This window comes from Photorhabdus sp. S10-54 (genome assembly GCF_963878145.1).
GTDB classification, from domain to species: Bacteria; Pseudomonadota; Gammaproteobacteria; order Enterobacterales; family Enterobacteriaceae; genus Photorhabdus; species Photorhabdus kayaii.
On the sequence record NZ_CAWNXG010000021.1, the window covers coordinates 1 to 25,991 of the forward strand.

26 protein-coding genes and 1 pseudogene are annotated in these 25,991 nt (G+C 40.9%); 6 read left to right on the forward strand and 21 right to left on the reverse strand.

Annotated elements, in window-relative coordinates:
• Both AACQ83_RS12910 and AACQ83_RS12915 read left to right on the forward strand, forming a co-directional pair.
• A pseudogene (locus tag AACQ83_RS12910) lies at positions 1 to 103 on the forward strand (IS30 family transposase); the annotation flags it as partial.
• Between the two features lie 270 nt (positions 104 to 373).
• On the forward strand, positions 374 to 2,050 hold the full coding sequence (locus AACQ83_RS12915) for a S8 family peptidase (protein WP_112878481.1): 1,677 nt from the start codon (positions 374 to 376) through the stop codon (positions 2,048 to 2,050).
• A gap of 86 nt (positions 2,051 to 2,136) precedes the next feature.
• Here AACQ83_RS12915 and AACQ83_RS12920 read toward each other — a convergent pair whose 3' ends face one another.
• From AACQ83_RS12920 to yceD, 18 genes are all read right to left on the reverse strand, one after another.
• Positions 2,137 to 3,441, reverse strand: coding sequence for an NAD(P)/FAD-dependent oxidoreductase (locus AACQ83_RS12920; protein WP_112878482.1), 1,305 nt, complete (start codon positions 3,439 to 3,441; stop codon positions 2,137 to 2,139).
• Between the two features lie 414 nt (positions 3,442 to 3,855).
• Positions 3,856 to 4,878 (reverse strand): beta-N-acetylhexosaminidase, encoded by a 1,023-nt coding sequence (nagZ, locus tag AACQ83_RS12925; RefSeq protein ID WP_112878483.1) that lies wholly within the window; start codon positions 4,876 to 4,878, stop codon positions 3,856 to 3,858.
• A 42-nt stretch (positions 4,879 to 4,920) separates the two neighbouring features.
• Positions 4,921 to 5,784, reverse strand: coding sequence for a thiamine kinase (gene thiK / locus AACQ83_RS12930; RefSeq protein WP_112878484.1), 864 nt, complete (start codon positions 5,782 to 5,784; stop codon positions 4,921 to 4,923).
• Positions 5,771 to 6,340: a penicillin-binding protein activator LpoB gene (lpoB, locus tag AACQ83_RS12935; RefSeq protein ID WP_112878485.1), complete on the reverse strand. Its 570-nt coding sequence runs from the start codon at positions 6,338 to 6,340 to the stop codon at positions 5,771 to 5,773. The genes thiK and lpoB overlap by 14 nt, the downstream gene beginning before the upstream one ends.
• Before the next feature lie 184 nt (positions 6,341 to 6,524).
• Positions 6,525 to 6,881, reverse strand: coding sequence for a purine nucleoside phosphoramidase (gene hinT / locus AACQ83_RS12940; protein WP_112878486.1), 357 nt, complete (start codon positions 6,879 to 6,881; stop codon positions 6,525 to 6,527).
• A 69-nt stretch (positions 6,882 to 6,950) separates the two neighbouring features.
• Positions 6,951 to 7,736: a metal-dependent hydrolase gene (locus tag AACQ83_RS12945; RefSeq protein WP_112878487.1), complete on the reverse strand. Its 786-nt coding sequence runs from the start codon at positions 7,734 to 7,736 to the stop codon at positions 6,951 to 6,953.
• 31 nt (positions 7,737 to 7,767) lie between these two features.
• Positions 7,768 to 8,751: a DNA polymerase III subunit delta' gene (gene holB, locus AACQ83_RS12950; RefSeq protein ID WP_112878488.1), complete on the reverse strand. Its 984-nt coding sequence runs from the start codon at positions 8,749 to 8,751 to the stop codon at positions 7,768 to 7,770.
• Positions 8,752 to 9,390, reverse strand: coding sequence for a dTMP kinase (tmk, locus tag AACQ83_RS12955; RefSeq protein ID WP_112878489.1), 639 nt, complete (start codon positions 9,388 to 9,390; stop codon positions 8,752 to 8,754).
• Positions 9,387 to 10,412 (reverse strand): endolytic transglycosylase MltG, encoded by a 1,026-nt coding sequence (gene mltG / locus AACQ83_RS12960; protein ID WP_112878490.1) that lies wholly within the window; start codon positions 10,410 to 10,412, stop codon positions 9,387 to 9,389. The genes tmk and mltG overlap by 4 nt, the downstream gene beginning before the upstream one ends.
• A gap of 49 nt (positions 10,413 to 10,461) precedes the next feature.
• Positions 10,462 to 11,286: an aminodeoxychorismate lyase gene (gene pabC, locus AACQ83_RS12965; RefSeq protein WP_112878491.1), complete on the reverse strand. Its 825-nt coding sequence runs from the start codon at positions 11,284 to 11,286 to the stop codon at positions 10,462 to 10,464.
• 228 nt (positions 11,287 to 11,514) lie between these two features.
• Entirely contained in the window at positions 11,515 to 12,765 is a 1,251-nt protein-coding gene (gene fabF, locus AACQ83_RS12970; RefSeq protein WP_112878492.1) for a beta-ketoacyl-ACP synthase II, read from the reverse strand.
• Between the two features lie 73 nt (positions 12,766 to 12,838).
• Entirely contained in the window at positions 12,839 to 13,075 is a 237-nt protein-coding gene (gene acpP, locus AACQ83_RS12975) for an acyl carrier protein (RefSeq protein WP_011147052.1), read from the reverse strand.
• 154 nt (positions 13,076 to 13,229) lie between these two features.
• Positions 13,230 to 13,964: a 3-oxoacyl-ACP reductase FabG gene (gene fabG / locus AACQ83_RS12980; protein ID WP_112878493.1), complete on the reverse strand. Its 735-nt coding sequence runs from the start codon at positions 13,962 to 13,964 to the stop codon at positions 13,230 to 13,232.
• 7 nt (positions 13,965 to 13,971) lie between these two features.
• Positions 13,972 to 14,904 (reverse strand): ACP S-malonyltransferase, encoded by a 933-nt coding sequence (fabD, locus tag AACQ83_RS12985; RefSeq protein WP_112878528.1) that lies wholly within the window; start codon positions 14,902 to 14,904, stop codon positions 13,972 to 13,974.
• Between the two features lie 24 nt (positions 14,905 to 14,928).
• Positions 14,929 to 15,882, reverse strand: a complete 954-nt coding sequence (locus tag AACQ83_RS12990) for a beta-ketoacyl-ACP synthase III (RefSeq protein WP_112878494.1) — start codon at positions 15,880 to 15,882, stop codon at positions 14,929 to 14,931.
• 6 nt (positions 15,883 to 15,888) lie between these two features.
• Positions 15,889 to 16,926 (reverse strand): phosphate acyltransferase PlsX, encoded by a 1,038-nt coding sequence (gene plsX / locus AACQ83_RS12995; protein ID WP_112878495.1) that lies wholly within the window; start codon positions 16,924 to 16,926, stop codon positions 15,889 to 15,891.
• A gap of 29 nt (positions 16,927 to 16,955) precedes the next feature.
• A complete protein-coding gene (gene rpmF / locus AACQ83_RS13000) occupies positions 16,956 to 17,126 on the reverse strand; it encodes a 50S ribosomal protein L32 (protein WP_011147057.1) in 171 nt (56 codons plus the stop codon).
• Between the two features lie 12 nt (positions 17,127 to 17,138).
• Positions 17,139 to 17,663, reverse strand: coding sequence for a 23S rRNA accumulation protein YceD (yceD, locus tag AACQ83_RS13005; RefSeq protein WP_036782159.1), 525 nt, complete (start codon positions 17,661 to 17,663; stop codon positions 17,139 to 17,141).
• 142 nt (positions 17,664 to 17,805) lie between these two features.
• On the opposite strand from yceD, the gene AACQ83_RS13010 reads away from it, so the two are divergent.
• On the forward strand, positions 17,806 to 18,396 hold the full coding sequence (locus AACQ83_RS13010) for a Maf family protein (protein WP_112878496.1): 591 nt from the start codon (positions 17,806 to 17,808) through the stop codon (positions 18,394 to 18,396).
• Here the strand turns inward: AACQ83_RS13010 and rluC are convergent.
• Entirely contained in the window at positions 18,393 to 19,352 is a 960-nt protein-coding gene (gene rluC / locus AACQ83_RS13015; RefSeq protein ID WP_112878529.1) for a 23S rRNA pseudouridine(955/2504/2580) synthase RluC, read from the reverse strand. The genes AACQ83_RS13010 and rluC overlap by 4 nt on opposite strands.
• A 559-nt stretch (positions 19,353 to 19,911) precedes the next feature.
• Here rluC and rne point away from each other — a divergent pair.
• Entirely contained in the window at positions 19,912 to 22,980 is a 3,069-nt protein-coding gene (rne, locus tag AACQ83_RS13020; protein ID WP_112878497.1) for a ribonuclease E, read from the forward strand.
• A 182-nt stretch (positions 22,981 to 23,162) separates the two neighbouring features.
• Positions 23,163 to 23,795: an NAD(P)-binding oxidoreductase gene (locus AACQ83_RS13025; protein WP_112878498.1), complete on the forward strand. Its 633-nt coding sequence runs from the start codon at positions 23,163 to 23,165 to the stop codon at positions 23,793 to 23,795.
• Between the two features lie 44 nt (positions 23,796 to 23,839).
• On the opposite strand, the gene tmaR is transcribed toward AACQ83_RS13025, so the two are convergent.
• A complete protein-coding gene (tmaR, locus tag AACQ83_RS13030) occupies positions 23,840 to 24,157 on the reverse strand; it encodes a PTS system regulator TmaR (protein ID WP_112878499.1) in 318 nt (105 codons plus the stop codon).
• An 803-nt stretch (positions 24,158 to 24,960) separates the two neighbouring features.
• Between tmaR and AACQ83_RS13035 the strand changes: the two genes are divergently transcribed.
• The gene (locus AACQ83_RS13035) at positions 24,961 to 25,191 is read left to right on the forward strand and encodes a hypothetical protein (protein ID WP_112878500.1); all 231 of its coding nucleotides are present in this window, start codon (positions 24,961 to 24,963) and stop codon (positions 25,189 to 25,191) included.
• Positions 25,192 to 25,282: 91 nt separating this feature from the next.
• Here the strand turns inward: AACQ83_RS13035 and AACQ83_RS13040 are convergent, their stop codons facing one another.
• A complete protein-coding gene (locus tag AACQ83_RS13040) occupies positions 25,283 to 25,741 on the reverse strand; it encodes a hypothetical protein (RefSeq protein WP_158537787.1) in 459 nt (152 codons plus the stop codon).
• Positions 25,742 to 25,991 lie beyond the last annotated feature (250 nt).

A 25,991-nucleotide genomic window follows, 5' to 3' on the forward strand; every position in this document is an offset into this window, starting at 1 on the left:
AATTTTGTGGTAAACCGATTAAGTAATCGCTCCCGAAAAACTAGGGGGTAAAACACCCAATGAATTATTTAAAGGAATGCGGATATGTTTACTTCCAGAGTAACGATATTGTACTTATTATATGAATCTTCCCTACACTATTAATAGGGTGATTCAAACTTATCCACCTTAATAAAAACCTACTTTTTATTTTAAGAAAAATAACTTCCTCACCAAAGAAATTATAAATTAATTTTAAAATCACACTCAGTAATAATTAGTATAGATAACCCAGTTACTCTCTAACAGAACAATGGACTAAGAAATAATAATAATTTAAAATACTCAACTATAGTTATACTGAGGAGGAAATTAACTAAAGAGGAGAATGAAAATGTCCATATCCCTTGAGTATTTTCAATCTGCAAAATTTGACGGTAATTTATATCTTAAATGTCACGGTGAAATTAGTAACGATACAGAAATAAAATACACCGTAACCAATTCAAACACAAAAGAGATATATGAACGTTATAGTGAAGATAATCAACTCATCTGTTTAACTTCACTTAAACCCGCAAATTATACAATAGAAACCACCATTAAAAAAGATGGTAAAACAATTGCTGCGCTTACACCAGAAAATATAGAAATAAAAGAATCAGACTTTCTGTTTGATATCGATAAAAAAATCGATGAGATAGATAAAGACAAAACTAATAATATCAATATTAACCATATTCCATCGAAACAGATACCTTCCAAAGAAAATACTACCTCTTTAAAAGGAAACAATGATATCCCAAACAAGAATTTGAAATATAACCTTGAGATTATGTTTTCCCCTGATGGCCTAAAAAAATTTGAAATAGAAAAAGATAATTTATTATCTGTTTTTAATTCATCTCAACACGCAATAGAGATAAAACCTGTTTTTAATCAAGAAGATTTAGATAATAAAACCTGGAAAACACCAGAATTCAGTAAGTTAATTCACCTCTACAAGATAGATGCTGATATTAATCATGCTGATTTAATCAAGTTAGCCAATGAACTGGAGAAACTGGATTATGTCGAATTTTGCTCCCTTACGCCGATTTTGAAAGAGCTACCGCCACCGCCTTTACTTCTGTCCGAAGAGGAAACAATAATTCCTGAATTTGATACTACTCATATCGTTACACCTGATTTTTCACATCTACAGGGATATTTAGACGAACACAGCGGTATGAATATTAGGAAGGTCTGGGATGAAGGTTATAAAGGCAAAGGCGTCACTGTACACCATCTTGATTTTGGCGTTTATAGAAACCATGAAGATTTAGTTGGTAATATTACGGTTATCAACAGCCGCCCAGAAACACAAGATTGTAATCACGGCACAGCAGCCACCGGCTGTATTGCTGCAAAAGATAATAAATTCGGTGTGACGGGTATTGCTCACGAATGTCAATTTCGTTTTTATGACGTCGATGATTTTGACAGAATAATATATAGCTTTTTACCAGGAGATATTATTAGTTTAAATATTCAAACTGTAGCCAATAATAGATATTATCCTTTTACTTATCTCAAATCTAATTGGCAAAAAATAAAAAGCTGTGCTGATGCAGGGGCAATAATTATTTTCGCTTCTGGTAATAGTGGTCTTAATTTAGCCTATGACTTCACTTTCCCTAATTATGGCGATCCTGGCGGTATTATGATCGGTGCCTGTACATCAATTAATGGACACAAGTTAGGCTTTTCCAATCATAATCTTCACACCAGTTTAAACTCCTGGGGTGAGAATGTCACAACTACTGGGTACACAAACTTACAGTACCTACTAGGAAATAATAGAAATTATACTCGCAGTTATAATGGCACATCCAGCGCTACACCTTTAGTCGCAGGTGCATTAGCGCTTATTCAATCCTATGTTAAATCAAAATATCATAAATATCTTAATGGCACTCAAATAGCAGCACTGGTTAGAAGTAGCGGTTTTACAATAGGAGAATTACAAGGAATCGGCACGCGACCAAATGTCGCAAATGCTTTCAAATTAGTTGATCGTCTGTTTTCTTAATTAAAGTAAATGATTTCAGATTAAAGTCGTAATGCTTTATCAGGGCCACCCGTTATTCTGCGGGTGGCCTTATATCAATTAAATAATTAATGCAGTTTTAATCGTGGACGGATAACACGGTTAATACCGCCAACAAGCATCATCAAGCCAGTTTTAATATAACCATGTAAAGCCACCTGATGCATACGATATAAAGAGATATAGACAGCACGAGCTATACGCCCTTCGATCATCATTGAACCACGCATCAAATTGCCCATCAAACTACCCACCGTACTAAATTTAGACAATGATACCAATGAGCCATAATCTTTGTAGGTATACTCTTTTAACGGTTTATCATGCAACAAGGCAATAATATTACTGTAACAGCGGCTAGCCATTTGATGAGCCGCCTGTGCCCTTGGTGGAACAAAACCACCTTCCTTCTTCGAGCATGAGGCACAATCACCAATGGCAAAAATATGATCATCAAGTGTCGTTTGCAGAGTTGGCTTTACCACTAGCTGATTAATTCGGTTAGTTTCAAGACCGGCAATATCTTTCATAAAATCAGGTGCTTTGATACCAGCAGCCCATACCATGAGATCAGCTTTAATCAGCTCACCTTCTTTAGTATTCAACCCACGTTCATCAGCGCTGGTCACCATAGTTTTGGTTAATACATGAACGCCAAGTTTTGTGAGTTCTTGATGTGCCGCAGCAGAAATACGTGCCGGCAATGCAGGCAAAATTCGCTCCCCTGCTTCGACTAGTGTCACGTTCAATGCTTCTGAACTCAGCCCTTCAAAACCATAACTGTTAAGCTGTTTTACCGCATTGTGCAATTCCGCTGATAACTCAACACCTGTCGCACCACCGCCAACGATAGCAATATTAACCTTATCTTGCTGACCACAGTTTGCAGAATATTTAAGAAACAGATTCAACATTTCATTATGGAAACGGTGAGCCTGTTGTGGGTTATCCAGGAAGATACAGTGCTCTTTCACACCTTGTGTATTAAAATCATTAGATGTACTTCCCAAGGCCATAACTAGAATGTCATAGCTCAATTCACGTTCAGGAACCAATACTTCGTTATATTCATCCCTGATCTCAGTCAAAGTAATTTTTTTGCTATCACGGTGAATATCAGTTAACGTCCCTAATTGGTAACTGAAATAGTGGTTACGGGCATGAGCCAGATAACTCAACGCATCAACCCCATCGTCAAGGGAGCCTGTTGCCACTTCATGTAATAACGGCTTCCATAAATGGCTTTGGTTACGATCCACTAGCACAATTTCTGCTTTCTTCTTACGACCCAACTTATGCCCCAGACTGGTTGCCAGTTCCAAACCACCGGCACCTCCACCAATGATAACAATTCTCTTCTTTGGTGTTGTCATGACTACTCCACTAAAATGTAAACCAAATGTTATTTAAGGACAGTAAAATAATACCTTTAAATAACATTTAGTTTTATACAAATAACTGATGTGATAATTACAGAATATCATGACTGGTTAGTGGGTCATACCAAAATTGAACAACATCAAATTCTTTTGAATAAATAAACATCAATCACAAAATTTGTCAATTTATTTTCAGTTGGTTGGATTCAGCTCTTATTTATTTTATTTTCTTATTTACATAGGAAATGAAATATGCTTCAAAAAAGATGCCTTAAAGAACCTGATATCAATGAAATTTTAGGAATGTGACCATGCTATGTATACAAAAAGCGGGATATTTTCCCGCACAATTAACATTAAAAGTCATTTATTTAGTAATAGAACAAACATAAGATACGACTTTACAAATTACCGCACACAACCCTGCCATTGCTCATGTAAAACCGTTAGTGCTTTATTAGCCTGTTGCCAACGTTTTGAATTCTTTAACTCATTCAGACTGTATTGACCACCTCGATGATACAATTCTGATAATTTCTCCACTTTGGTCAAAGGCAGATTATCAAGCACGCTAACTGCTCCATCACGGTTATTACATATCAAAATTATGTCACAACCTGCATTGAGAGCAGTCTGTCCGCGCTCAACATAACTTCCCATCATTGCCGCCCCTTCCATAGAGAGATCATCGGAAAATACCACGCCATTAAAGCCCAATTGCTGACGCAGCACTGATTTTAACCAATATGACGACCCGCTGGCGGGATGTTCATCTACCTGAGAATAGATCACATGAGCCGGCATAATCGCATCCAATAAATTACGCTGGATAAAATCACGGAAAATAGACATGTCATGATGACAAATCGCTTCTAACGGGCGATCATCACAGGGAGTTTCTTTATGAGAATCAGCATCGACAGCACCATGCCCCGGAAAATGTTTACCCGTCGATTTCATTCCGGCAGAATGCATGCCTTTAATAAAGTGCTCCGCCATCATCTTGGCCTGTTCAGGATCTTCATGGAATGAACGTTCACCAATAGCCACACACTGGTGACCTAAATCCAATACCGGTGCAAAGCTGATATCGATATCCATAGCAATCATTTCAGACGCCATCAACCAGCCCGCCTCTTCCGCCAATTGAGTGCCATTGAGATTGTCACTCAATCCAGCAAAAGATTGAGCCGCCGGTAAACAAGTGAAACCTTCTCGGAAACGCTGAACTCTGCCGCCTTCTTGATCAACAGCAATCACAAGACGATGACGAGAGGCCTCACGAATCTGACGGACTAATTCTCGTAATTGCTCAACATCATAAAAATTGCGGGTAAACAGAATTAATCCGCCCACTAATGGATGTTGCAAAATTTCCTTTTCTTCATTATCCAATTCATAACCGACAACATCTAACATGATCGGACCCATAACATTCCTCGCTTATATTCATATTACTGCAATCAATGCAGCTTAAAACGTTAGACCAAAAGAGAGACGCAACGGTTGTGCTAGTTCTAAAAAGTGTGGATCACCACTCTGTTTCCAGCGCACTTCAAACCACATTAAAATCATGTAATCAACCCAAGGTTGCCAACGTTTAATTTGGCGTTCTAATAGTGTCCGGTTTAAATATCCTGATGGCTGACTACAATAGTAATTCAAAAAATCCTGCTGCTGCGGCTCATCCCAATGATCAGTGCGAAACAACGCCGCTAACGCAAATCCAATATCAGTATCAGTTGCATATTCCCAATCAATGAGTTTCAGCCCTTGAGAGGTATTAAGCAAATTACCACAATGCACGTCCATATGAACGGGTGATAATTTTAGTATTGAAGGCATCGGAGATGACATAAAACGTTTATGCAGCCGCAACCAACAGGGAGTAAGACGCGCTTTATCAATTTGCAACCAATGGCTTTCTAGCTGATTCCTCAGTTGAAGCCGGTAACCAAACAGAGGCTGGTGATGCAAAATAGCCAATAATGCCGCCAGTTTTTGCAAAAAATCAGGCTGAGAAAACTCATTTTGCCCAATAATATGACCAGGCAACCACTCCAACATTAGCCAGTGAGGAACCATTGCTATGACTTGTGGAGCAATTTTTACCTGGCTGAGATGGCGTAAAATGGCGCTTTCACGCTGACGATTAACACCAAGCTGTTTCCCCTGCTGCCCCTGCCTGCGGCCGACAATATGATATTCACCATTGGTGGCATAATAACTCTCATTCGTCAGCCCACTTAACGGTCTTATCTTCCAATCGTTTACTGCGGTATGCGGCCATTGTTTGCGCAATGCCTGCAATAAACAATTATGATTATTTAACGTCACCGTGCCCTGACCAAAGAATCTCGCCCGTCTTTACCAGCATCAGTTGCATGACGATATCACGCTTATCACTGTTACCTGAAACTATGGAATAGAGAACATAATCCGCATTCAAATAACGCGCCAGACCAATCGCTTTACTACGCAATCCCAAACTATCTTCTTCAGATAAGCCCAGAGATTGACGGGCATTTTGCACCTGATTTTGTGGTATTAATTCAAAAACATGCTCGCTACTGAGAGCCTGACGCAAAGTATCGGTTGCTTGCATGGTTTGTAATGCGCCGTTAGTATTATTTTTCACTGTATCAACTAATAGTAACTTCGCGTTTTCCAACCCATGAGCCTTAACGAGTTGCTCTACTAATGGTTGCACTGTATTTTCCCAGTCAACCGCGCTCATTTTAGGAGGCTCTGGTACCTTTTCAGATGGTGGTGTCGGTTTTTCCGATGGGGTCACTGGTACAACCGGCGTCGGAGGTTCAGGCTGCTCCGGTGGCAAGGATGGACATCCCGCCAAAAACATAACCGATAGTGCTACAAAAAGAATTCTTTTCATCAACCTATTCCAATTACAGAGTTTTAAAAAACAGATAAGTTTTTGCTGTGACACCAGCAACAAATTATCAGTTCAACTCCAATGATAAATTTGCAGCATTTATTTAAAAAATCGAAATATTCAGGGGCCAGCTTAAAATAAACATCCCCCCGAATATCTGCCTATGTCCATGAATTTCAGTACTTCACATCGACTTCATCAACAATGGCCCTAAATGGCGACCACCAACCAAATGCATATGAATATGATAAACCTCCTGCCCCGCATGGCGATTACAGTTCATAATCAAACGATATCCATCTTCAGCAATGCCTTCTTGTTCAGCAATTTTTGCTGCAACCGTCATCATTCGACCTAATGCTGCTTCATGCTCCGGTTTAACATCGTTCACTGTTGGGATCAGGTCATTTGGAATAATCAAAATATGAGTCGGGGCCTGTGGAGAAATATCGCGGAATGCAGTGACCAGATCGTCCTGATAAACAATATCAGAAGGTATTTCACGGCGAATAATTTTACTGAAAATAGTTTCTTCTGCCATCACATTTTCCTTTTATAAAAAAACAACAGATATATGAGCGCTTACAAACCAAAGATTCAAGTTGATAAATCAAATTTTGTCCACATCAATATGAAATAAATCGCAAAAATTCTGTGTGGTCACTTCTGCCAATGCCTCAATATTCACCCCCTTGAGTACAGCCATATATTCCGCAACATCACGCACATAAGCAGGCTGGTTTTCTTTACCACGATGAGGCACAGGTGCAAGATAAGGAGAATCGGTTTCAATTAGAATACGATCCAATGGTACATATCTTGCTGCTTCACGGATCTGCTCCGCATTACGGAAAGTAACAATACCAGAGAATGAAATATAGAAGCCTAAATCCAGTAATTCTCTAGCCGTATCTTTATCTTCGGTAAAACAGTGCAAAACACCACCACATTCTCGTGCCTGTTCTTCACGTAATACCCTCAAAGTATCATCACGGGCACTACGGGTATGAACGATAACAGGCTTGTTGAGTTTGCGTCCGATACGGATATGTTCACGAAATGAAGTTCGCTGTAATTCAGCATTATCCTGTTGATAATAGTAATCCAGCCCAGTTTCACCTAGTGCAACAACTTCATTCCCAGCAGCTAAACGCGCTAACTCATCAAAATTATAACCTTCATCCAAGTTAAGTGGATGAATACCACAGGAAAATACGATATTTTCCCGTTCACCAATTAGGGTTTTCATTTGCTGGAAACCGGGTAGCGTCGTCGCTACTGCCAGCATAAATTTAACTTCCCGATCTGCCGCTTTCGCAACAACATCATCTACATTTTTATGTAGGTTTTCATAATCGAGACAATCGAGATGACAATGCGAATCAACTAACAACATATTTAAACTCGTATACAAAAAGATTTCAGGGTTATGAAGTAAACTGTTTTTCCCAATTAAGCAACTGTTCTGCCAGTAACAATTCCCAATTTACGCCCACGACTGAAAGCAACTGATGACGACAAGACATCCAGTCATCAACGCTTTGCAGTAAAACAGCCATAGTATGCATGGAACTCAATTGATAAATCAGCGTTTGTTGATCCTGATTGATACAATAACGCTGTAACTGCTGTTGCCACTTCACCGCATCAAATAACAAACTGATAAGCCAATGAAGGCGTTGTGGCGCATTTTCATGATTCAGTTGGGGTAAAAGTGACAAAGCATCACGTTTATCCAAAGCCTGTTTAACAGCCTGGCAAAACTGTTCCCGTATCTGCCATTGCTCCGGTTGCAACAATTGTTCTGCTGCTACAGGTGCTCCCTGAGACAGTTTCAAGGCTGTCATTGCATCGACCGAAGAAATTAAAGGCAACTGTTTTTGCAACCAATAAAGGCTACTTTCCGTCTCAGGTACCGGCAGAAAATAGTAAAAACAGCGGCTGCGTAAAGTAGCCAAAAGACTGGACGGCTGCCGACATTTCAGAAGAAAATAGGTATGTTCCGGCGGCTCTTCCAACGTTTTCAATAATGCATTGGCAGCAGCATCTGTCAGACATTCGGTCAAAGGTAACCAGACAATTTTTACCCCACCTTGCTGAGAACGGCTATAGAGTTTTTCCGTAATTTGCCGTACCGCTTCCACACCAACACTGGTTTTCCCCTTCTCCGGTGACATAATATGCCAATCAGGATGAGTTTCTGCCATCATCAGGTGACAACTATGACACTTTCCACAACTTTTCATCCCCTGTCTATTCCGACACATTAACCATCGGCTTAATCCATAGATCAACACATCGGCCCCAGTACCTGCATTAGCATGAACCAATAAAGCATGATGGCCTCGTCCTTGCTGATGAGATTCCACCAACTGACGATATGCCTGATTAAGCCACGGATACCAATTCATTTAGCCATTTTCCTGCCGCTTCAGCCATTGCCCAAACACCTGGCAAATATCGGCTTGTACTTGCTCTATTGGTTGAGCCGCATCAACGGTCACAATACGCTTATCCTGTGCTGCAAACTCCAGGTAACGACTGCGCGTACGATCAAAAAAATCTATCGACTCTTTTTCAATTCGATCTAACTCTCCACGCTCACGGGCACGCAGTAAACCAATTTGAGGAGGAAGATCGAGATAAATAGTCAGGTCAGGACGAAAATCACCCAGCACAGTATCACGTAGCGAAGTCATCAAGTTTTTATCAATACCACGTCCTCCCCCTTGATATGCCTGGGAAGAGAGGTCATGACGATCACCCACAACCCATGTGCCACGGGCCAAAGCAGGTTTAATCACATTTTCTACTAATTGAACTCTGGCTGCATATAACATTAACACCTCTGCTTTATCCGTCAGAGGTTCACCTTCAACACCTTGTTTAATTAACCCACGTAATTTTTCTGCCAGAGGTGTTCCACCCGGTTCACGGGTAAAAATTAAATTCTGAATACCGTGCTGCTGCAATATTTCAACGACTGTTTTCATCGCTGACGTTTTTCCTGCACCTTCCAGCCCTTCAATAACAATAAATTTGCCGTTCATTTGTCCTGTTTTAACCTCTGACGGTAAATATTTACCGCCTTGTTATGCGCAGCCAGATTGGTTGTAAAAGTATGACCACCTTTGCCATTCGCCACAAAATAGAGAAATTCGGTTTTTGCCGGGTGTGCAGCCGCTTTTATAGAAGCAAGACCAGGCATTGCAATCGGTGTAGGGGGCAGACCATTAATCATATAAGTATTGTAGGGCGTCAATGTCGTTAAATCTTTACGAAAAATAGTGCCTGTATATTTTTCACCTAAACCATAAATCACTGTCGGATCAGTTTGAAGTCGCATATTCAACCGTAAACGATTAATAAACACAGAAGCAACTTTTGTCCGCTCAGCCTCAACACCGGTCTCTTTTTCAATAATCGACGCCATAATCAACATTTCATAAGCATTATTATAGGGCAGATTTTTGTCGCGACCTTCCCATTCCTCTTCCAGCGTCATTTTCATCTGTCGATATGCTCGTTTCAGCAATGTTACATCGCTTGTGCCTGCCGTATAGTGATAGGTATCAGGATAAAGCCACCCTTCCAGAGTATCTGTATCTTTAATATCGAGTATTTCAGCCAATTCCTGAGCATCTTTATTATCCAATTCATGTTTAAGATATTCAGATTGCTGTAGTATTTTCCACCAGTCAGATAAACGGCTACCTTCAACAAAACGGACCGTAAATTGCGCTTCTTTACCACTAGAGAATAATTGCAACATTTCCCGTAAAGTCATTTCTCGCGTTAATTGGTAAGTTCCCGCCTTGAACTCGGCAAGTTTTGGCTCCAACCTTAATAACCAAGGGAAAATATGACTATCTTCAATCAGGTTATCCCGAACCAGTAACGCTTCCAAACCATGACGACCAATACCTGCTGGTAGGGTAAATATTCGATCCTGTTTAATTGTTACTGTTTGATCCGCAAATTTTTCAACTTTTTCATAGCCAGCATAGAGTAATATCGCTGCCGTAATGACAATCAAAGCCAATAGGGCAAAAAGGCGTTTTTTCCATTTCATCAATTAATCTAATCACTTAAACACACGGTTCACTTAAATACGTCGTGAATTACAACTTCAGACATTCAGGAAGCAAATATTCATACAGTTCCCTTGACTGATATTTCCATCCGGGCTGATTTTCACGAGCTTGAATTTCTTTGACAGATATCACTGGCATTAAAGAATTACAAACTATCACTTCATCTGCATCAGCCAATGTTTCGGGATAACAGCTTACACAAGAAAAGTGATAATCGCTTTCCGATAATAACGCGATTATTCTTTCCCGCATCACACCTTCGATACCACAACCTCGTAAATCAGGAGTATACACATCTTTTCCTTTACGCCAGAAAATGTTTGCAGTACAACATTCAACCAGAAAACCATCAGTATCAAGTACCAGAGCTTCATCAGCATTTGATTTTTCGATAAATGTTTTAATCAATATCTGTTCTAATCGATTAAGGTGTTTAATTCCGGCAAGATAGGGGTTTATTCCCATCGGTACCGGACTGAGCACCATAGATAAACCTTCCTGACGCTGTTTCAAATATTTATCGGGATAAGGACTCAGAGACAAGATCTGATTAGATTGCGTAAACCCCTGAGCACTATAGCCACGCCCTCCGGTTCCACGGGAAATAATAACTTTAAGTACACCTTGTTCAGTCGTGGAGACAATCTGTCTTATATGACTTTCAAGCTGTTGCCAATCGGGTTGTGGAAGATATAACCTTTCAACGCCTTTTTGTAATCTTTGGATATGTAGTGACAACAAAGCGGCCTGCCCCTGTTCTATTCTTGCTGTTGTGAAGCAACCATCACCGAATTGAACTGAACGATCATTGGCCGGTAAATAGTCGCACTGCTCTCCATTAATCCAATACATATAATTTTGTTCTTAATTATTCAAAAAAGGCATTTCAATGCAATTTATCAACAAGCGGTATCATAGTATATCGCTGATACCAGTGCAAAATGTCCATGATTCTTGCCACAAAAAAAGCTCCAATAATTATTAACTATTGGAGCTCTCTATACTATCGCCTTAAAGTATTTACAAAATCATACTGAGCGGAACTCAACCGTATTTTTCTGTAATATCAAGCTCTACCTGTTAATCAGGTTTAATCTTACGGAAAATCAGTGAGCCGTTAGTGCCACCGAAACCGAAAGAATTACACAATGCATATTCCATCCCCTCTACCTTACGGGACTCATTTGGCACGAAATCCAGACGGCAGTTCTCATCCTGATTTTCCAGGTTGATAGTCGGCGGAACAACTTGATCACGTAATGCCAGGATAGTGAAAATAGATTCAACCGCCCCCGCAGCACCCAATAAATGACCCGTCATTGATTTGGTAGAACTCACTAAAACATCAGTGCCTTCACCAAACACGGACTCAACTGCATGGGCTTCCGCTAAGTCGCCAGCAGATGTTGAAGTACCGTGAGCATTAATATATCCCACTTGCTTGGTAGTGATACCGGCATCTTTCAGAGCATTTTCCATCGCCAACGCAGCACCTGCACCATTTTCTGGTGGTGACGTCATATGATAAGCATCGCTGCTCATGCCAAAGCCAACGATTTCTGCATAAATTTTCGCACCACGCCTCTTCGCATGCCCATACTCTTCCAGTACCAAGATACCTGCACCATCCCCCAGAACAAAACCATCACGGCCTTTATCCCACGGACGACTTGCACCTTGTGGATTATCGTTACGGGTAGATAAAGCACGGGCAGCGCCAAAACCACCAACCCCCAGAGGAGTACTGGCTTTTTCTGCACCACCGGCTAGCATAATGTCAGCATCATTATAAGCAATAATACGGGCAGCATGACCAATATTATGTACACCTGACGTACATGCTGTGGCGATAGAAATACTTGGGCCACGCAAACCGTAAATAATACTCAGATGACCTGCTACCATATTTACGATCGTAGAAGGTACGAAGAACGGGCTGATCTTACGAGGACCACTCGCCACCAACGCCCCGTGATTTTCTTCAATCAGACCCAAACCACCAATACCAGAACCAATAGCAGCACCAAAACGACTAGCATTGGCTTCTGTTACTTCAATTCCAGAATCTTCAATGGCTTGCACACCTGCTGCAATACCATATTGAATGAAATCATCCATTTTTCGTGCATCCTTGCGCGAAATATTGAAATCTTCATGATTAAAATCTTTAACCAGACCAGCAAACTTAGTTGCATGGTGACTGGTGTCAAAATGGTCAATAAGGCTGATACCACTCTGTCCGGCACAAACAGCTTTCCAAGAAGATTCAGCTGTATTACCGACAGGAGATAACATGCCTAGTCCGGTCACAACTACTCGACGCTTAGACACGCTTATCCTCCAAGGAGGGAAATTATTTAGGGCAGAAACATAGGCGGTCGAATGACCGCCTAGGTGTGTTCACTTATTCGCTTTGGTTCTGGACGTAATCAATAGCTGCCTGAACTGTAGTGATCTTTTCTGCTTCTTCATCTGGAATTTCGATATCGAACTCTTCTTCCAGAGCCATTACCAGTTCAACTGTGTCAAGAGAATCAGCGCCCAAGTCATCTACAAAAGAAGCTGAATTAACGACTTCTTCCTCTTTAACACCAAGTTGTTCAACGATGATTTTTTTAACGCGTTCTTCAATAGTGCTCATGCTATTAAATTTCCTATCAAAATTCGCTTTCGCGATGGTTTTCGTAGTTTATAAAATACAGGAAAAGATGCAACCCAATCCCGGCTGGTCGAACCACAAACTTGCTCTATTTTGCGTTATTTGACACAAAAAATGCAACTGGTTCGCTCATTTTTTAGTTCATATACATGCCGCCATTGACATGTAATGTTTCGCCTGTGATGTAAGCCGCTTCATCAGAAGCGAAGAAAGCCACAGCACTAGCAATTTCTTTTGCATCCCCAAGCCGCTTAGCGGGGATATCATTCGAAAAGTTCGCCAACTGCTCTTCTGGCAATGCTTTTAGCATATCAGTTTCAATAAGCCCTGGCGCAACAACGTTAACAGTAATACCACGGGAAATTACTTCCCGAGCCAATGTCTTGCTGAAACCAACAAGCCCTGCTTTCGCCGCTGCATAGCTTGCCTGCCCAACATTCCCCATCGATCCAACAACAGAACCAACAGAGATGATACGACCGTAACGTTTTTTTATCATAAAGCGCATCGCCGCTTTTGACATACGGAAAACGGATGAAAGATTAGTGTCAATAACATGCTGCCATTCATCATCCTTTATACGCATCACCAGATTATCACCGGTGATACCCGCATTGTTCACTAAAATGTCAAGCCCGCCACACTCTGTTCGGATGGTAGACATAAGCTGTTCAATCGATTCCGGATCAGTGACATCCAGTACAAAACCTTTACCTTTTTCACCAAGGTAAGTACTGATGACTTCAGCGCCTTTATCGCTTGTTGCTGTACCAATGATATAGGCTCCACGCTCTGCTAATAGCTCAGCAGTTGCACGGCCGATCCCACGGCTAGCACCTGTTACTAATGCAATCTTTCCATCTAATCTCATATTGCCCTCAATTATTTTCCAATGCAGTTATTAGTGTAGCTGTGTCATTAACTGCTGCTGCGCTTAAGGTATTGACAATTCGTTTAGTTAAACCTGTCAAAACTCTACCTGGCCCTATTTCTAATAGCTGCCCAACACCCTGTCCAGCAATAAATTCAACTGCTTCTCTCCAACGGACAGGATTATAGAGTTGTCGTACCAGTGCATCACGGATAGCTTCAGCAGATTGTTCTATTTTCACATCAACATTATTTACCACCGGGAACTGAGGATGGCTAAATTCAATTCCTTCCAAAACAACTGCCAGCTTATCTGCGGCGGGTTTCATCAGTGCACAATGCGACGGTACACTGACTGCCAAAGGCAGCGCACGTTTCGCGCCTGCGGCTTTACATGCATCACCAGCACGCTCTACCGCCTCTTTCTCACCCGCAATAACAACCTGGCCAGGTGAGTTAAAGTTAACAGGAGAAACAATTTGCCCCTGAGCTACTTCTTTACAGGCACGATCAATGGATTCATTATCTAAACCAATAATAACATACATTGCACCAGTACCTTCAGGTACAGCTTCTTGCATCAATTTGCCACGCAGTTCAACAAGTCTAACTGCTTGTTTGAAATCAATGACACCTGCACAAACCAGTGCAGAATATTCACCAAGGCTATGTCCAGCCATCAGTGATGGTGCTTTTCCACCTTTTTCCTGCCAAACCCGCCAGATAGCAACCGATGCGGCCAACAACGCGGGTTGAGTTTGCCATGTTTTATTCAGTTCTTCTTCTGGCCCCTGTTGAACCAGAGCCCAGAGATCATATCCCAGCACATCAGACGCTTCAGCGAAAGTTTGCTCGATAACCGGGAACGCTGTAGCCAAATCGGCCAACATACCAAGGTCTTGAGAACCCTGACCAGGAAATACCATTGCAAATTCAGACATAGACATGTTCATCTTCCTGTCAAATTAAAAACGTATCAGTGCTGAACCCCAAGTAAGGCCACCACCAAAAGCCTCAATTAAGATTAACTGACCGCGCTTAATCCGGCCATCACGTACTGCTTCATCAAATGCTGTGGGTACCGATGCCGCAGAAGTATTACCGTAACGATCCAGCGTTACCACTACTTTATCCATTGTCATATTTAATTTTTTAGCTGTCGCTGCGATAATACGCAAATTAGCCTGATGAGGTACCAGCCAATCCAACTCACTATATGGTAAGTTATTTGCTTCTAAAGTCTCATCAACTATGTTAGCCAATTCACGGACTGCAATCTTAAATACTTCATTACCGATCATACTAGCATACGCTGGTTCTTTTAGATTCTGACGCTCCTGATAAGGCAATACCAACAATTCACCATAGCTACCATTTGCATGAAGGTGAGTTGAAAGAATTCCTGGCTCATTAGAAGCCCCTACCACCATAGCACCTGCACCATCGCCAAACAGGACAAGTGTTCCGCGATCTTCTGGATCAAGTGTTCTGGTAATAGAATCGGAACCAATAACCAATGCATGTTTTGCCGCACCGGTTTTAATAAACTTATCAGCAATACTCAGTGCATAAACAAAACCAGAACAAGCAGCAGAAATATCAAAAGCCGCTGAATTTTGGGTACCCAACATGTGCTGAATTTGGCACGCAGAACTGGGGAAAGCATGGGTGGATGAAGCTGTTGCAACAATGATTAAATCAATCTGCTCTTTATCAATGCCAGACATTTCAATTGCTTTCTTTGCAGCCCGGAACCCCATAACCGCAACAGTTTCATCATCAGTAGCAATACGACGTTCGCGGACACCTGTACGGGTAATAATCCACTCATCAGAAGTATCCACCATTTTTTCTAAATCAGCATTAGTACGCACTTGCGCAGGTAGATAACTACCTGTACCTAAAATTTTTGTATACATGTATGTTCAGTCACTCTTGGGTAATGCTGTTTCCAGGCGTGCAGCAATTCTATCAGGAACCTGCCTTTCAACGGCCTGAACAGCCTGTTCGATTGCGGCTTTAAACGCATGCTCATTAGCCGCCCCATGGCTTTTGATTACAATTCCATATAATCCTAACAGACATGCGCCATTATACTGGTCAGGGTTCAGGTGACCGAAGCGTTTTGTCATCCGTTTTTGCAGCCACTTCTTGACTATTCTCAACAACCAGGAAAATTTTTTCTTTTGTCCATCCGATGATTTAAGCAGGGATAAGATAACTCTAATCGCCCCTTCCATCGTTTTTAACGTCACGTTACCTGCGAAGCCGTCACATACCAATACATCGCTCTTACCTGTCAGTAATTCGTCACCTTCCAGATAACCAATGTAATTTATCGTCGGAATGCGCTTTAAAATAGTGGCGGCTTCGCGGATATTATCCAGCCCTTTACTCTCTTCCGTACCAATGTTAAGCAATGCTACCGCGGGATTAACCACCCCCACGACTTCCTCGGCCATTACTGAACCCATAATGGCGAATTGCACCAACATGCGGCTATCGCAATTAACATTGGCACCTAAATCCAATACGACAGTTTGCCGCTGTTTCAGATTTGGCAACACGGTCATCAAAGCAGGTCTTTCAATGCCTTCTATCAATTTTAGCATCAATTTAGATAACCCCATCAATACTCCGGTGTTTCCTGCACTGATACACGCCTGCGCTTCACCTGATTTCACTAAATCCAAGGCAATACGCATTGACGTTCCTCGGCTGTTACGAATCGCTTGCGACGGTTTCGCATCATTAGCCACAACCCGTTCAGCAGGAACCACGTGTAAACGACTGAGCAACTCAGCATCACTATTTACAAGCATCGGAGAAATGATATCGGGGATTCCGACCAGCAATAATTTAAGTCTAGGGTTAGACGCCAGTGCCTGCAATGCAGCAGGCACCGTAACGCGAGGACCAAAGTCCCCGCTCATGGCATCTAACGCTAAAGTCAGATTAGTCAAGGTATCAACTTGCTAATGACTGGCGGAGATTATTTGTTGATGACTTTGCGGCCACGGTAGTAGCCATCAGCAGTCACATGGTGACGCAGGTGAGTTTCACCAGAAGTTTTATCTACAGATAGTAATGGTGCAGTCAGTGCATCATGAGAACGACGCATACCACGTTTAGAACGAGTTGGTTTATTCTGTTGTACGGCCATTGACCTTACTCCTTAAGTACTTTTCTTTAAGCTGGCTAATACGGCAAATGGGTTTGGTTTTTCAGCCTCTAGAGGTAATTCACCAAACACCATGTCCGCTTCGGACACTTCACAGTGTTCAGAATCATGTACCGGAACTACCGGCAGAGAAAGAATTATTTCATCTTCAATCATTGCCAGCAAATCTATTTCGCCAAATTCGTTAACGTCAATTGGCTCATACTCTTCCGGTAATGCTTCAGCCTGTTCATCATTGACGACCGGGCTAAAACAATATGTTATGTGAACGTGATGGCTGAAATTACCGCCACAACGCTGACATTCAAGCGTAACATCCACATCGGAATGCCCACGCACAACCGCCAGACGTTGGTTATCTATCTGAAACGATAAAACGCTGTCTACATCATTGTCCACGCTAACCACAGATTCCGCGATACGCAAAACTTGCTCAGGTGAATAACTACCTGCGTAGTCTAATCGTTTCTGAGCTGCGCGAAGCGCATCAATGGTCAGGGGTAATTTTACCTTTTGCATAAGGCGCGCATATTATCTTTGTAATGAGGTATAGTCAAAGAAAAAGGCCACACATCTGCACCTTTCCGCCAAATATTCGCTTATTAAGCTGTGCCTAGTTTAAAATGCCTGCAATTATTTCGCCATGTCTTTTGGAAAAATTATGACACAAATCATTTTAGCTTCCACATCAGCTTATCGCCGCATGTTACTGGAAAAACTTCGTTTACCCTTTATATGTGCAGCTCCTAATACTGATGAAACACCTCGAATGAATGAAAATGCAGAACAGCTCGTTATACGTTTGGCGCAAGCCAAGGCACAGGCATTACAAACAAAATATTCTCAGCATTTGATTATTGGTTCTGATCAAGTTTGTGTTATTAACGGCGAAATCACCGGCAAGCCCCACAATCTTGAAAATGCATTTAAACAATTACGGCAAGCCAGTGGTCATTGCGTCACCTTTTATACCGGCATTTCTCTCTTTAACAGCAAAACAGGAATAACCGATACCCGTTGTGAATTATTCAATGTCTATTTTAGAGAGCTGGCTGATGATGAAATCTGGGCTTATTTAACTGCGGAAACCCCTCTTAATTGTGCCGGAAGCTTTAAAAGCGAAGGGTTAGGAATCACTTTATTTGAACGACTTGAAGGGAAAGATCCGAATACGCTGATAGGTTTACCATTAATTACATTGACTGAATTATTAATCCGCCAGGGGGTAAACCCACTGACGGCGATAGGTTAATTACTGTGATTCTGACGTAGCGTTTTTATACAATAGCGCAATTGCTCATCCATCGGTGCTTCAAGACATAATGTCTCCCCCGTCGAGGGATGAGTAAATTTTAGCGCACTGGCATGCAAGAATAGGCGGTTAAGACCCGTAGCTGACAGTTGCGAATCAAAAACTTTATCCCCATAGCGATCATCAAAAGCGATCGGATGCCCAGCATATTGAGTATGAACACGGATTTGATGAGTCCGACCCGTTACCGGACTGGCTTTCATTAACGTTGCATTGGCAAAACGCTCTTCTACTTTAAAACGCGTTTCAGAAGGCTTACCTTCACTGTTTACTTTAACAATCCGCTCACCACTTTGCAGGATGTTTTTCAGCAATGGAGCCTGAACAACCTTACAATGTGATTGCCATTGTCCTCGTACTAAAGCCAGATAATCTTTCTGCATCTGTTTAAGGCGTAATTGCTCATGCAAGGCCCGTAAAGCTGAGCGTTTTTTAGCAATTAACAAAATTCCAGAGGTATCACGATCTAAACGATGCACTAATTCGAGGAATTTTGCTTCCGGACGCAAAACCCGCAATCCTTCAATAACACCAAAACTTAAACCACTACCGCCATGAACGGCCGTACCAGAAGGTTTATTGAGCACCAGAATATAGTCATCTTCGTATAAGATACAATCGTCTAATACAGCGACTTTATCCAGTTTGGCTGAAACTGGCGCTTCTTGCCGTTCTGCAACCCGGACCGGTGGAATTCTGACAACATCCCCCGCAGACAATTTATACTCAGGTTTTATCCTGCCTTTATTTACCCGCACTTCCCCCTTACGCACAATCCGGTAAATCATGCTCTTAGGAACACCCTTCAAACGCGCTAATAAAAAATTATCAACTCGCTGTCCAGCTTCATCGTCATCAATAGTGACAAATTGTACAACTTGATTATTCGTTTTCATGATAGCAATTTTAATTATCACTCAAGCAGAGTGCTACTCATTTTTAAATATGTGTAAAAATCACGCATACTTTCCGGTTGTTACCTTCCCTACTTTAAGATAAAGATTAAATATTAACTATTTCTTCCTATTTCATCAGAAAAACCGCTTAAAGACATAAAGTCACCTTGCTATCACCCCAACAGCAATGGAATAATACGTAGCCATCATCAGTTTTTTAAACCTGAATGGCGAAGTTAAACGTTTGTTCTTCATTTGATTGCACAAAAACGCAGCAATGGCGTAAGACGTACTGGGAAATCAAATAATTAGCGGGCTACGGGTAGCAGATTACTGGAATTGGATCAAATCAGCTTCATTTATATTTGCAGATTATTCCTAGAAAAGGGTACTGTTTTCTAAGTGAAAATTCAGACCTGCCGAAAATATGCGTCTCTATACAAACGACAACCGGGAGGTTGGCGGATTTGTAAAAGACACGAGACCATCGGTTACCAGTCGCTCATCTATATTTACCCGTAGCTCTATAACTAATGTAAAAAATAATGAGTAAGTTACAATGAAAAGAATGCTAATCAACGCAACTCAGCAAGAAGAGTTGCGTGTTGCTCTGGTTGACGGGCAACGCCTTTATGATTTGGATATCGAAAGCCCAGGACACGAGCAAAAAAAAGCAAATATCTACAAAGGTAAAATCACCCGAATTGAACCTAGTCTGGAAGCTGCTTTTGTTGACTACGGCGCTGAACGGCATGGTTTCCTTCCTATTAAAGAAATAGCCCGCGAATATTTTCCCAATAACTACCATCCTCACGGTCGCCCTAATATCAAAGATGTTTTAAGGGAGGGCCAGGAAGTTATCGTTCAAGTCGATAAAGAAGAACGTGGTAATAAAGGGGCCGCCTTAACCACTTTTATCAGTCTGGCGGGCAGTTATCTGGTACTAATGCCTAATAACCCTCGTGCGGGCGGTATTTCCCGCCGTATCGAAGGAGATGACCGCACAGAACTGAAAGAAGCTTTGGCATCGTTAGAAGTGCCAGAAGGAATGGGACTGATCGTCCGCACTGCGGGTGTCGGTAAGTCCGCAGAAGCACTACAGTGGGATTTATCATTCCGCCTTAAACACTGGGAAGCGATCAAAAAAGCCGCCGAAAACCGCTCTGCTCCCTTCTTAATCCATCAAGAAAGTAATGTTATCGTCCGTGCTTTCCGCGACTATTTGCGCCCAGACATCGGTGAAATCCTAATCGACAATCCCAAGGTTCTCGATCTGGCACGGCAACATATTACTGCACTTGGCCGCCCGGATTTCACCAGTAAAATTAAGCTGTATAGTGGTGAGGTTCCCCTGTTCAGCCATTATCAAATTGAATCACAGATTGAATCTGCATTTCAGCGTGAAGTTCGTCTGCCATCAGGCGGTGCTGTGGTTATCGATACCACAGAAGCATTAACTGCGATCGATATTAACTCTTCCCGTGCAACACGTGGAGGAGATATCGAAGAGACGGCTTTTAATACCAACCTTGAAGCAGCGGATGAAATTGCCCGTCAATTACGCCTGCGTGACCTTGGTGGTTTGATTGTTATCGATTTTATCGATATGACACCAGTACGTCATCAACGTGAAGTGGAAAACCGCCTACGTGATGCTGTTCGCCAGGATCGTGCTCGTATTCAAATTGGCCGTATTTCCCGTTTTGGTCTACTGGAAATGTCCCGTCAGCGCCTGAGCCCATCACTAGGTGAATCCAGCCACCACGTTTGCCCACGCTGTAGCGGCACAGGGACTATTCGTGATAATGAATCCCTATCGCTATCCATTTTGCGTCTGATTGAAGAAGAGGCACTGAAAGAGAACACGCATCAAGTCCATGCTATTGTTCCAGTACAAATCGCCTCATATCTACTAAACGAAAAGCGCCAGGCAGTCAGTGCAATTGAACGCCGTCAGGGAGATGTTGGCGTAGTGATCGTGCCTAACGATCAAATGCAGACTCCTCACTTCTCTGTTCTACGCGTGCGTAAGGGTGAGGAAATTTCTGCACTGAGCTATCTGCTTCCTCAATTTTATGAAGCAGGAACGATAAATCCTCAAGAAGATGTCCAACCTGAACGTAAGCGTCCTGAGCAGCCCGCTATTTCTGCTTTTGCTTTGCCAGCCGATACGCCAGCACAGCAACCATCACATAAAACAAAAGAGAAAAAGCCAAACCACACGGCTCAGACTATAACGGAACAACCCGGTCTCTTAAGCCGCTTCTTGGCTGCTTTGAAAAAAATGTTCAGTACAGAAGCAGAAGAAGAAAAACTGGCACAGAAAAAAGAGAATAAATTATCTGGTCATGATAACCGTCGCTCTTCTGAACGACGCAATCAACGCCGCCAAAATTCACGTAAAGATCGTGATGATAATAATCTGCGTGATGAACAACGTAATAACCGTGATCGTGACGAACAACGGAAAAATCGTAATACTCAACAGAAAAATGGCACTCAAGATAACAATGTAACGATAGATACTGCTGCTCGTGAAACCCAACAGCAGCAACGTCGCGAGCAACGTGCAGAACGTCAACGCCGTCGTCAGGAAGAAAAACGCCAGCAGCAACTTGAAACCCAGAAGCCAGAAGTCGTTGAAAATGAGGTTGAAGAACGTCTACCGGTTATACCACGTCGCCAACGTCGTCAGCTTGAGCAAAAAATTCGCATCATAGATGAAGTGAAAGAAGTTACAACTGCCGCCTCGCTGCCCGTACCTGTTGTTACAGAAGAGCAATTACCAGTACCTGTTGAAATACCGGTAGAAACAGCTCAGCCGCAACAATTGACTGAAAATAAAGAGCAACAAGATAATGTTATGCCACGCCGCTCTCGTCGCTCACCTCGTCATTTGCGCGTTAGTGGTCAGCGCCGCCGCCGTTACCGCGATGAAAGAAATCTACTTCAATCACCGGTACCATTATCTATGGCTGTTGCATCACCAGAAATGGCTTCCGGTAAAGTTTGGGTTCGCTATCCGGTGGTTCCGATTTCCATAGAAATGCCTGAGGAAATTTCTATGATCGAACAGCAAGAACAGCAAAATGAGGTATTGTCGGCAATAGCAACAGAAACAGTACCTGCAATCATCGTTGTTGCAGAATCTGAACAAACCATCATTGAATCTCCGAAAGTAGCAAAGACGCTAGAAACTCACCAAAACGGAATCAAATCTGAAACAGGCATTACAGAACAAAATGACATTGTTCTACAGCAAACTGAATCAGTGCAGGAAGAACGGTCAGTTATTGAACTGGTTGCAATAACACCGATTATCCCTGAATTTGAGCAGCAATCTGAAGTAGAAGATGACATCGTTGTTTCTAAAGAAATTGCAGCAGTGATGATTATTGAAGAGAATAAAGATGAAATGGTTAAACAACCTGTTGCTATTATAGCCAAATTTCATCATTCTTACGCGCCGATGACCAAAGCACCAGCCCCTGAGATGATTGAAAAACCTATTGTTATCAGAGAATGGCAACGGCCTTTTTCTCATTTTGAAGGGAAAGGGGGAGCTGGGGGCCATTCAGCCACTAATGCGGCTACTTCACCAATGGCTAAACCGCAATTCTTTGAATAAACAACATTGTTTAATATCAGCAGAATGGCTCTTTTTAGGAGCCATTTTTTTGCTACTAACCCCACAAAAACACTTACCGTTAATTTTATTCTATCCACATAAGGGTTAGTTTAAACAGTCATTACCGTGACTCTCTTCAATTAATTATCATTCGATTTCTTATTTAACCAGGAGAATAACCTATGAAACCGTGGCTTATTTTTGGTGCAGGTAGTGGCATTGGACGTCATCTTGTGACTGTCGCACTGCAACAAAAACGTCCCGTCATTGCGCTTATCCGCAATTTTCAGCAGGCTACTGAACTGAGTGCTTTAGGTGTCAAAGTGATACAAGGTGATGCCTGTAATGCTGAAGATGTTGAAAAAACGGTACAACATGTAAGTTCAGAAGCAATCGTCTTTTCTACTATTGGTGGAATTGATTCAGATCTCTTTGGCAATATGACTATCATTGATACTATTGAGAAAACTGAAATAACACGTATGTTACTCGTTACCTCAATAGGTTGTGGCGAAGGCTGGAAAACCCTGTCACCCAGAGCTAAATCATTGTTTGGCCAATCTGTCAGGCGTAAATCAATGGCAGAAAGCTACCTTCAGACAAGTTCCTTGAATTACACAATTATTCGCCCAGGAGGATTAACAGATAAACCAGGAACAGGCCATTGTCAAAGATATCAGCATGAAATTCATGGTTCAGTTAGTCGCCAAGATGTTGCACATCAACTGGCAACTATGGCAGAAGAAGAATCTTCATATCAGCAGATTTATACCTTAGTTGATCCAGAGCTTAAACCTGATTGGGCTATTGCGTAGTCGGTAAGAATAACCACGCATTCATGCGTGGTTATTTAATGATGCTATTTGAGTTCACCCATTGTTTTAAGCTTTTTAGACAATTCCCGACGCTCTTTAGAAAGATCCGCATTTTTAATTATATGATCATCTATACGGTCTTCATAATCACTTCTCATATTCATAATGATGCTCTGAATATCCTCAATTGACATACCGGGCTTGATGTATTCGCTCAAGTTATCAAGCAATAAAACACGCTTCTGGTTATCGCGTATTTTCTTTTCATTGTCTGCAATTTCGCGCTGTAACTTATTCTTACGACGAAACATATGTACAAACTCCAACACATTGTGGAATGACGGCTTATTTACGTTGTCCATTTTCATACCTTATCTTCAATCTAAACGTACAAATTATCCAATCTGACTACACAATAAGACTAAAACCATTAATAAACAAGTCAGTTTCCGTTATTTATTGATTTTCATTAATTACATAAACCAGTTAACTTCTTGCTAAAGGTTCAGCATATTGACTCAATCTAAAACAATCGGCCAATGCGAATGAATAATAAACCGCCAATCTTCCACTGGCAGAAGAACAGTTTTCCCCTATAGCTCATATTCCATCTGTTACTCTACAATTTTTTCAGATTTCAAGTGCACGATTATTAATTACTATTATCTCATACAAAATGAATAAAAAACTATAAAGTTAATTCTATTTATAAATTAAATAATTAAGTTAGATATTAATAAACAAACCAAATAAAGACAATTAATTATATAGAACACAATAAAAACTTGAATAAAATGTTATTACCCCCCCAATATTTCATATATTTTTAACTGTCTTAACACTTTCACTTTTCAATTCCTTGTGAAATAGGGTTTTTAGTAAATTATTTTGAATATAATTTATATAAAATAGGAAAAACCATTAGTTTATTAGTTTATTAGTTTATTAGTTTATTAGTTTATTAGTTTATTAGTTTATTAGTTTATTAGTTTATTAGTTTATTAGTTTATTAGTTTATTAGTTTATTAGTTTATTAGTTTATTAGTTAAACACCTTTCAAAAATCACTATATTTGTGATATTCATCTTAATAATAAAATAAAAAATTCCTTATTACTGAAACATAATTAAAATTGACGAAAAACATAACGATGATTAGGTTAGTGATGAAAAAAATTCCTTTTGATTTGGATGGTTACGAAATCTCTTTTGGCCATGCACGTAGAACAAGAATTCCAATTATAAAAATAACTCATCCAAAAAATGGGATTTCCATCAAACCATTTTATAGTGTTAATAGAATAAATTTACTTGAAAGAATTCAATATGAAACTGGTTTAAATGATCAATATATTGAATCTATTAATGAGCATTTTCAAGAAATTAATTATCCTTAAAAAACCAGATATAACAGGAGATTATATCCTTTTACTTTAGTACCTTGGAAATTACCAAGGTACTGCATATCAGTTTATTCTGTTTTATATCTTATTCACTGATGAATACATTTGTAATTAGCTGGTAAAAGTGCTGACCTGATGTAAGATAGTAAATAATAACACCCCCTAATATATAGAAAATAAAAGCAGAAAACGCCAAGCATGTACCTGCAATTATCGCATACTGATATCGATTTTCCAATGTTGACATTAGTGTAAAATAAACTAATCCCATAACTGAAAATACACCTACCCCACCAATTATCCCTTGAGTTATATACCCGTTATCTTTCAAGTTGCCTCTTTGTTGGCTGCACTCACTCACCCCGGTCACATAGTTCTCTATGCTCCCGGGGATTCGCTCCCTTGCCGTCGCGATGCATCTTGAAATCCATAGGGTATATGCATCACTATTTTCATCAATATACTTATTATCGCCATCAGCATTTATCCAGTCCTGCGGAGAATTCATTAAATATCGCATTAAATAAACTGCGATCTTCTTCATACGCCTCTAACGCTCTGACATATGACTCCATTTTACTCTCAACCAAAAAAAGCCACTTTCTCACATTAACTTCATATATAATGACGTATTTTAACCTAATAAAGAAATCATATAATTCTTATATAGGATAAACTCCAAAATATACCTCATATATAAATCAGAATCTAATGAAACAGTCTAAATTTTTCTTTTATTTTTTCTGTTATATAGTAAAAAAGAACAGAAAACGCCAAGCATGTACTCGCAACTA

What these genes read in the sequence shown, in the direction of transcription:
- rpmF (WP_011147057.1), bottom strand. Translation starts at nt 17,126, where the DNA reads ATGGCCGTACAACAGAATAAACCAACTCGTTCTAAACGTGGTATGCGT.
- mltG (WP_112878490.1), bottom strand. Translation starts at nt 10,412, where the DNA reads ATGAAATGGAAAAAACGCCTTTTTGCCCTATTGGCTTTGATTGTCATT.
- holB (WP_112878488.1), bottom strand. Translation starts at nt 8,751, where the DNA reads ATGAATTGGTATCCGTGGCTTAATCAGGCATATCGTCAGTTGGTGGAA.
- rluC (WP_112878529.1), bottom strand. Translation starts at nt 19,352, where the DNA reads ATGAAAACGAATAATCAAGTTGTACAATTTGTCACTATTGATGACGAT.
- rne (WP_112878497.1), top strand. Translation starts at nt 19,912, where the DNA reads ATGAAAAGAATGCTAATCAACGCAACTCAGCAAGAAGAGTTGCGTGTT.
- tmk (WP_112878489.1), bottom strand. Translation starts at nt 9,390, where the DNA reads ATGAACGGCAAATTTATTGTTATTGAAGGGCTGGAAGGTGCAGGAAAA.
- AACQ83_RS12990 (WP_112878494.1), bottom strand. Translation starts at nt 15,882, where the DNA reads ATGTATACAAAAATTTTAGGTACAGGTAGTTATCTACCTGCGCAAGTG.
- AACQ83_RS13035 (WP_112878500.1), top strand. Translation starts at nt 24,961, where the DNA reads ATGAAAAAAATTCCTTTTGATTTGGATGGTTACGAAATCTCTTTTGGC.
- fabG (WP_112878493.1), bottom strand. Translation starts at nt 13,964, where the DNA reads ATGAGATTAGATGGAAAGATTGCATTAGTAACAGGTGCTAGCCGTGGG.
- AACQ83_RS13010 (WP_112878496.1), top strand. Translation starts at nt 17,806, where the DNA reads ATGACACAAATCATTTTAGCTTCCACATCAGCTTATCGCCGCATGTTA.
- lpoB (WP_112878485.1), bottom strand. Translation starts at nt 6,340, where the DNA reads ATGAAAAGAATTCTTTTTGTAGCACTATCGGTTATGTTTTTGGCGGGA.
- yceD (WP_036782159.1), bottom strand. Translation starts at nt 17,663, where the DNA reads ATGCAAAAGGTAAAATTACCCCTGACCATTGATGCGCTTCGCGCAGCT.
- acpP (WP_011147052.1), bottom strand. Translation starts at nt 13,075, where the DNA reads ATGAGCACTATTGAAGAACGCGTTAAAAAAATCATCGTTGAACAACTT.
- hinT (WP_112878486.1), bottom strand. Translation starts at nt 6,881, where the DNA reads ATGGCAGAAGAAACTATTTTCAGTAAAATTATTCGCCGTGAAATACCT.
- AACQ83_RS13040 (WP_158537787.1), bottom strand. Translation starts at nt 25,741, where the DNA reads ATGAAGAAGATCGCAGTTTATTTAATGCGATATTTAATGAATTCTCCG.
- pabC (WP_112878491.1), bottom strand. Translation starts at nt 11,286, where the DNA reads ATGTATTGGATTAATGGAGAGCAGTGCGACTATTTACCGGCCAATGAT.
- nagZ (WP_112878483.1), bottom strand. Translation starts at nt 4,878, where the DNA reads ATGGGTCCGATCATGTTAGATGTTGTCGGTTATGAATTGGATAATGAA.
- fabD (WP_112878528.1), bottom strand. Translation starts at nt 14,904, where the DNA reads ATGTCTGAATTTGCAATGGTATTTCCTGGTCAGGGTTCTCAAGACCTT.
- tmaR (WP_112878499.1), bottom strand. Translation starts at nt 24,157, where the DNA reads ATGGACAACGTAAATAAGCCGTCATTCCACAATGTGTTGGAGTTTGTA.
- AACQ83_RS12915 (WP_112878481.1), top strand. Translation starts at nt 374, where the DNA reads ATGTCCATATCCCTTGAGTATTTTCAATCTGCAAAATTTGACGGTAAT.
- AACQ83_RS12920 (WP_112878482.1), bottom strand. Translation starts at nt 3,441, where the DNA reads ATGACAACACCAAAGAAGAGAATTGTTATCATTGGTGGAGGTGCCGGT.
- AACQ83_RS12945 (WP_112878487.1), bottom strand. Translation starts at nt 7,736, where the DNA reads ATGTTGTTAGTTGATTCGCATTGTCATCTCGATTGTCTCGATTATGAA.
- AACQ83_RS13025 (WP_112878498.1), top strand. Translation starts at nt 23,163, where the DNA reads ATGAAACCGTGGCTTATTTTTGGTGCAGGTAGTGGCATTGGACGTCAT.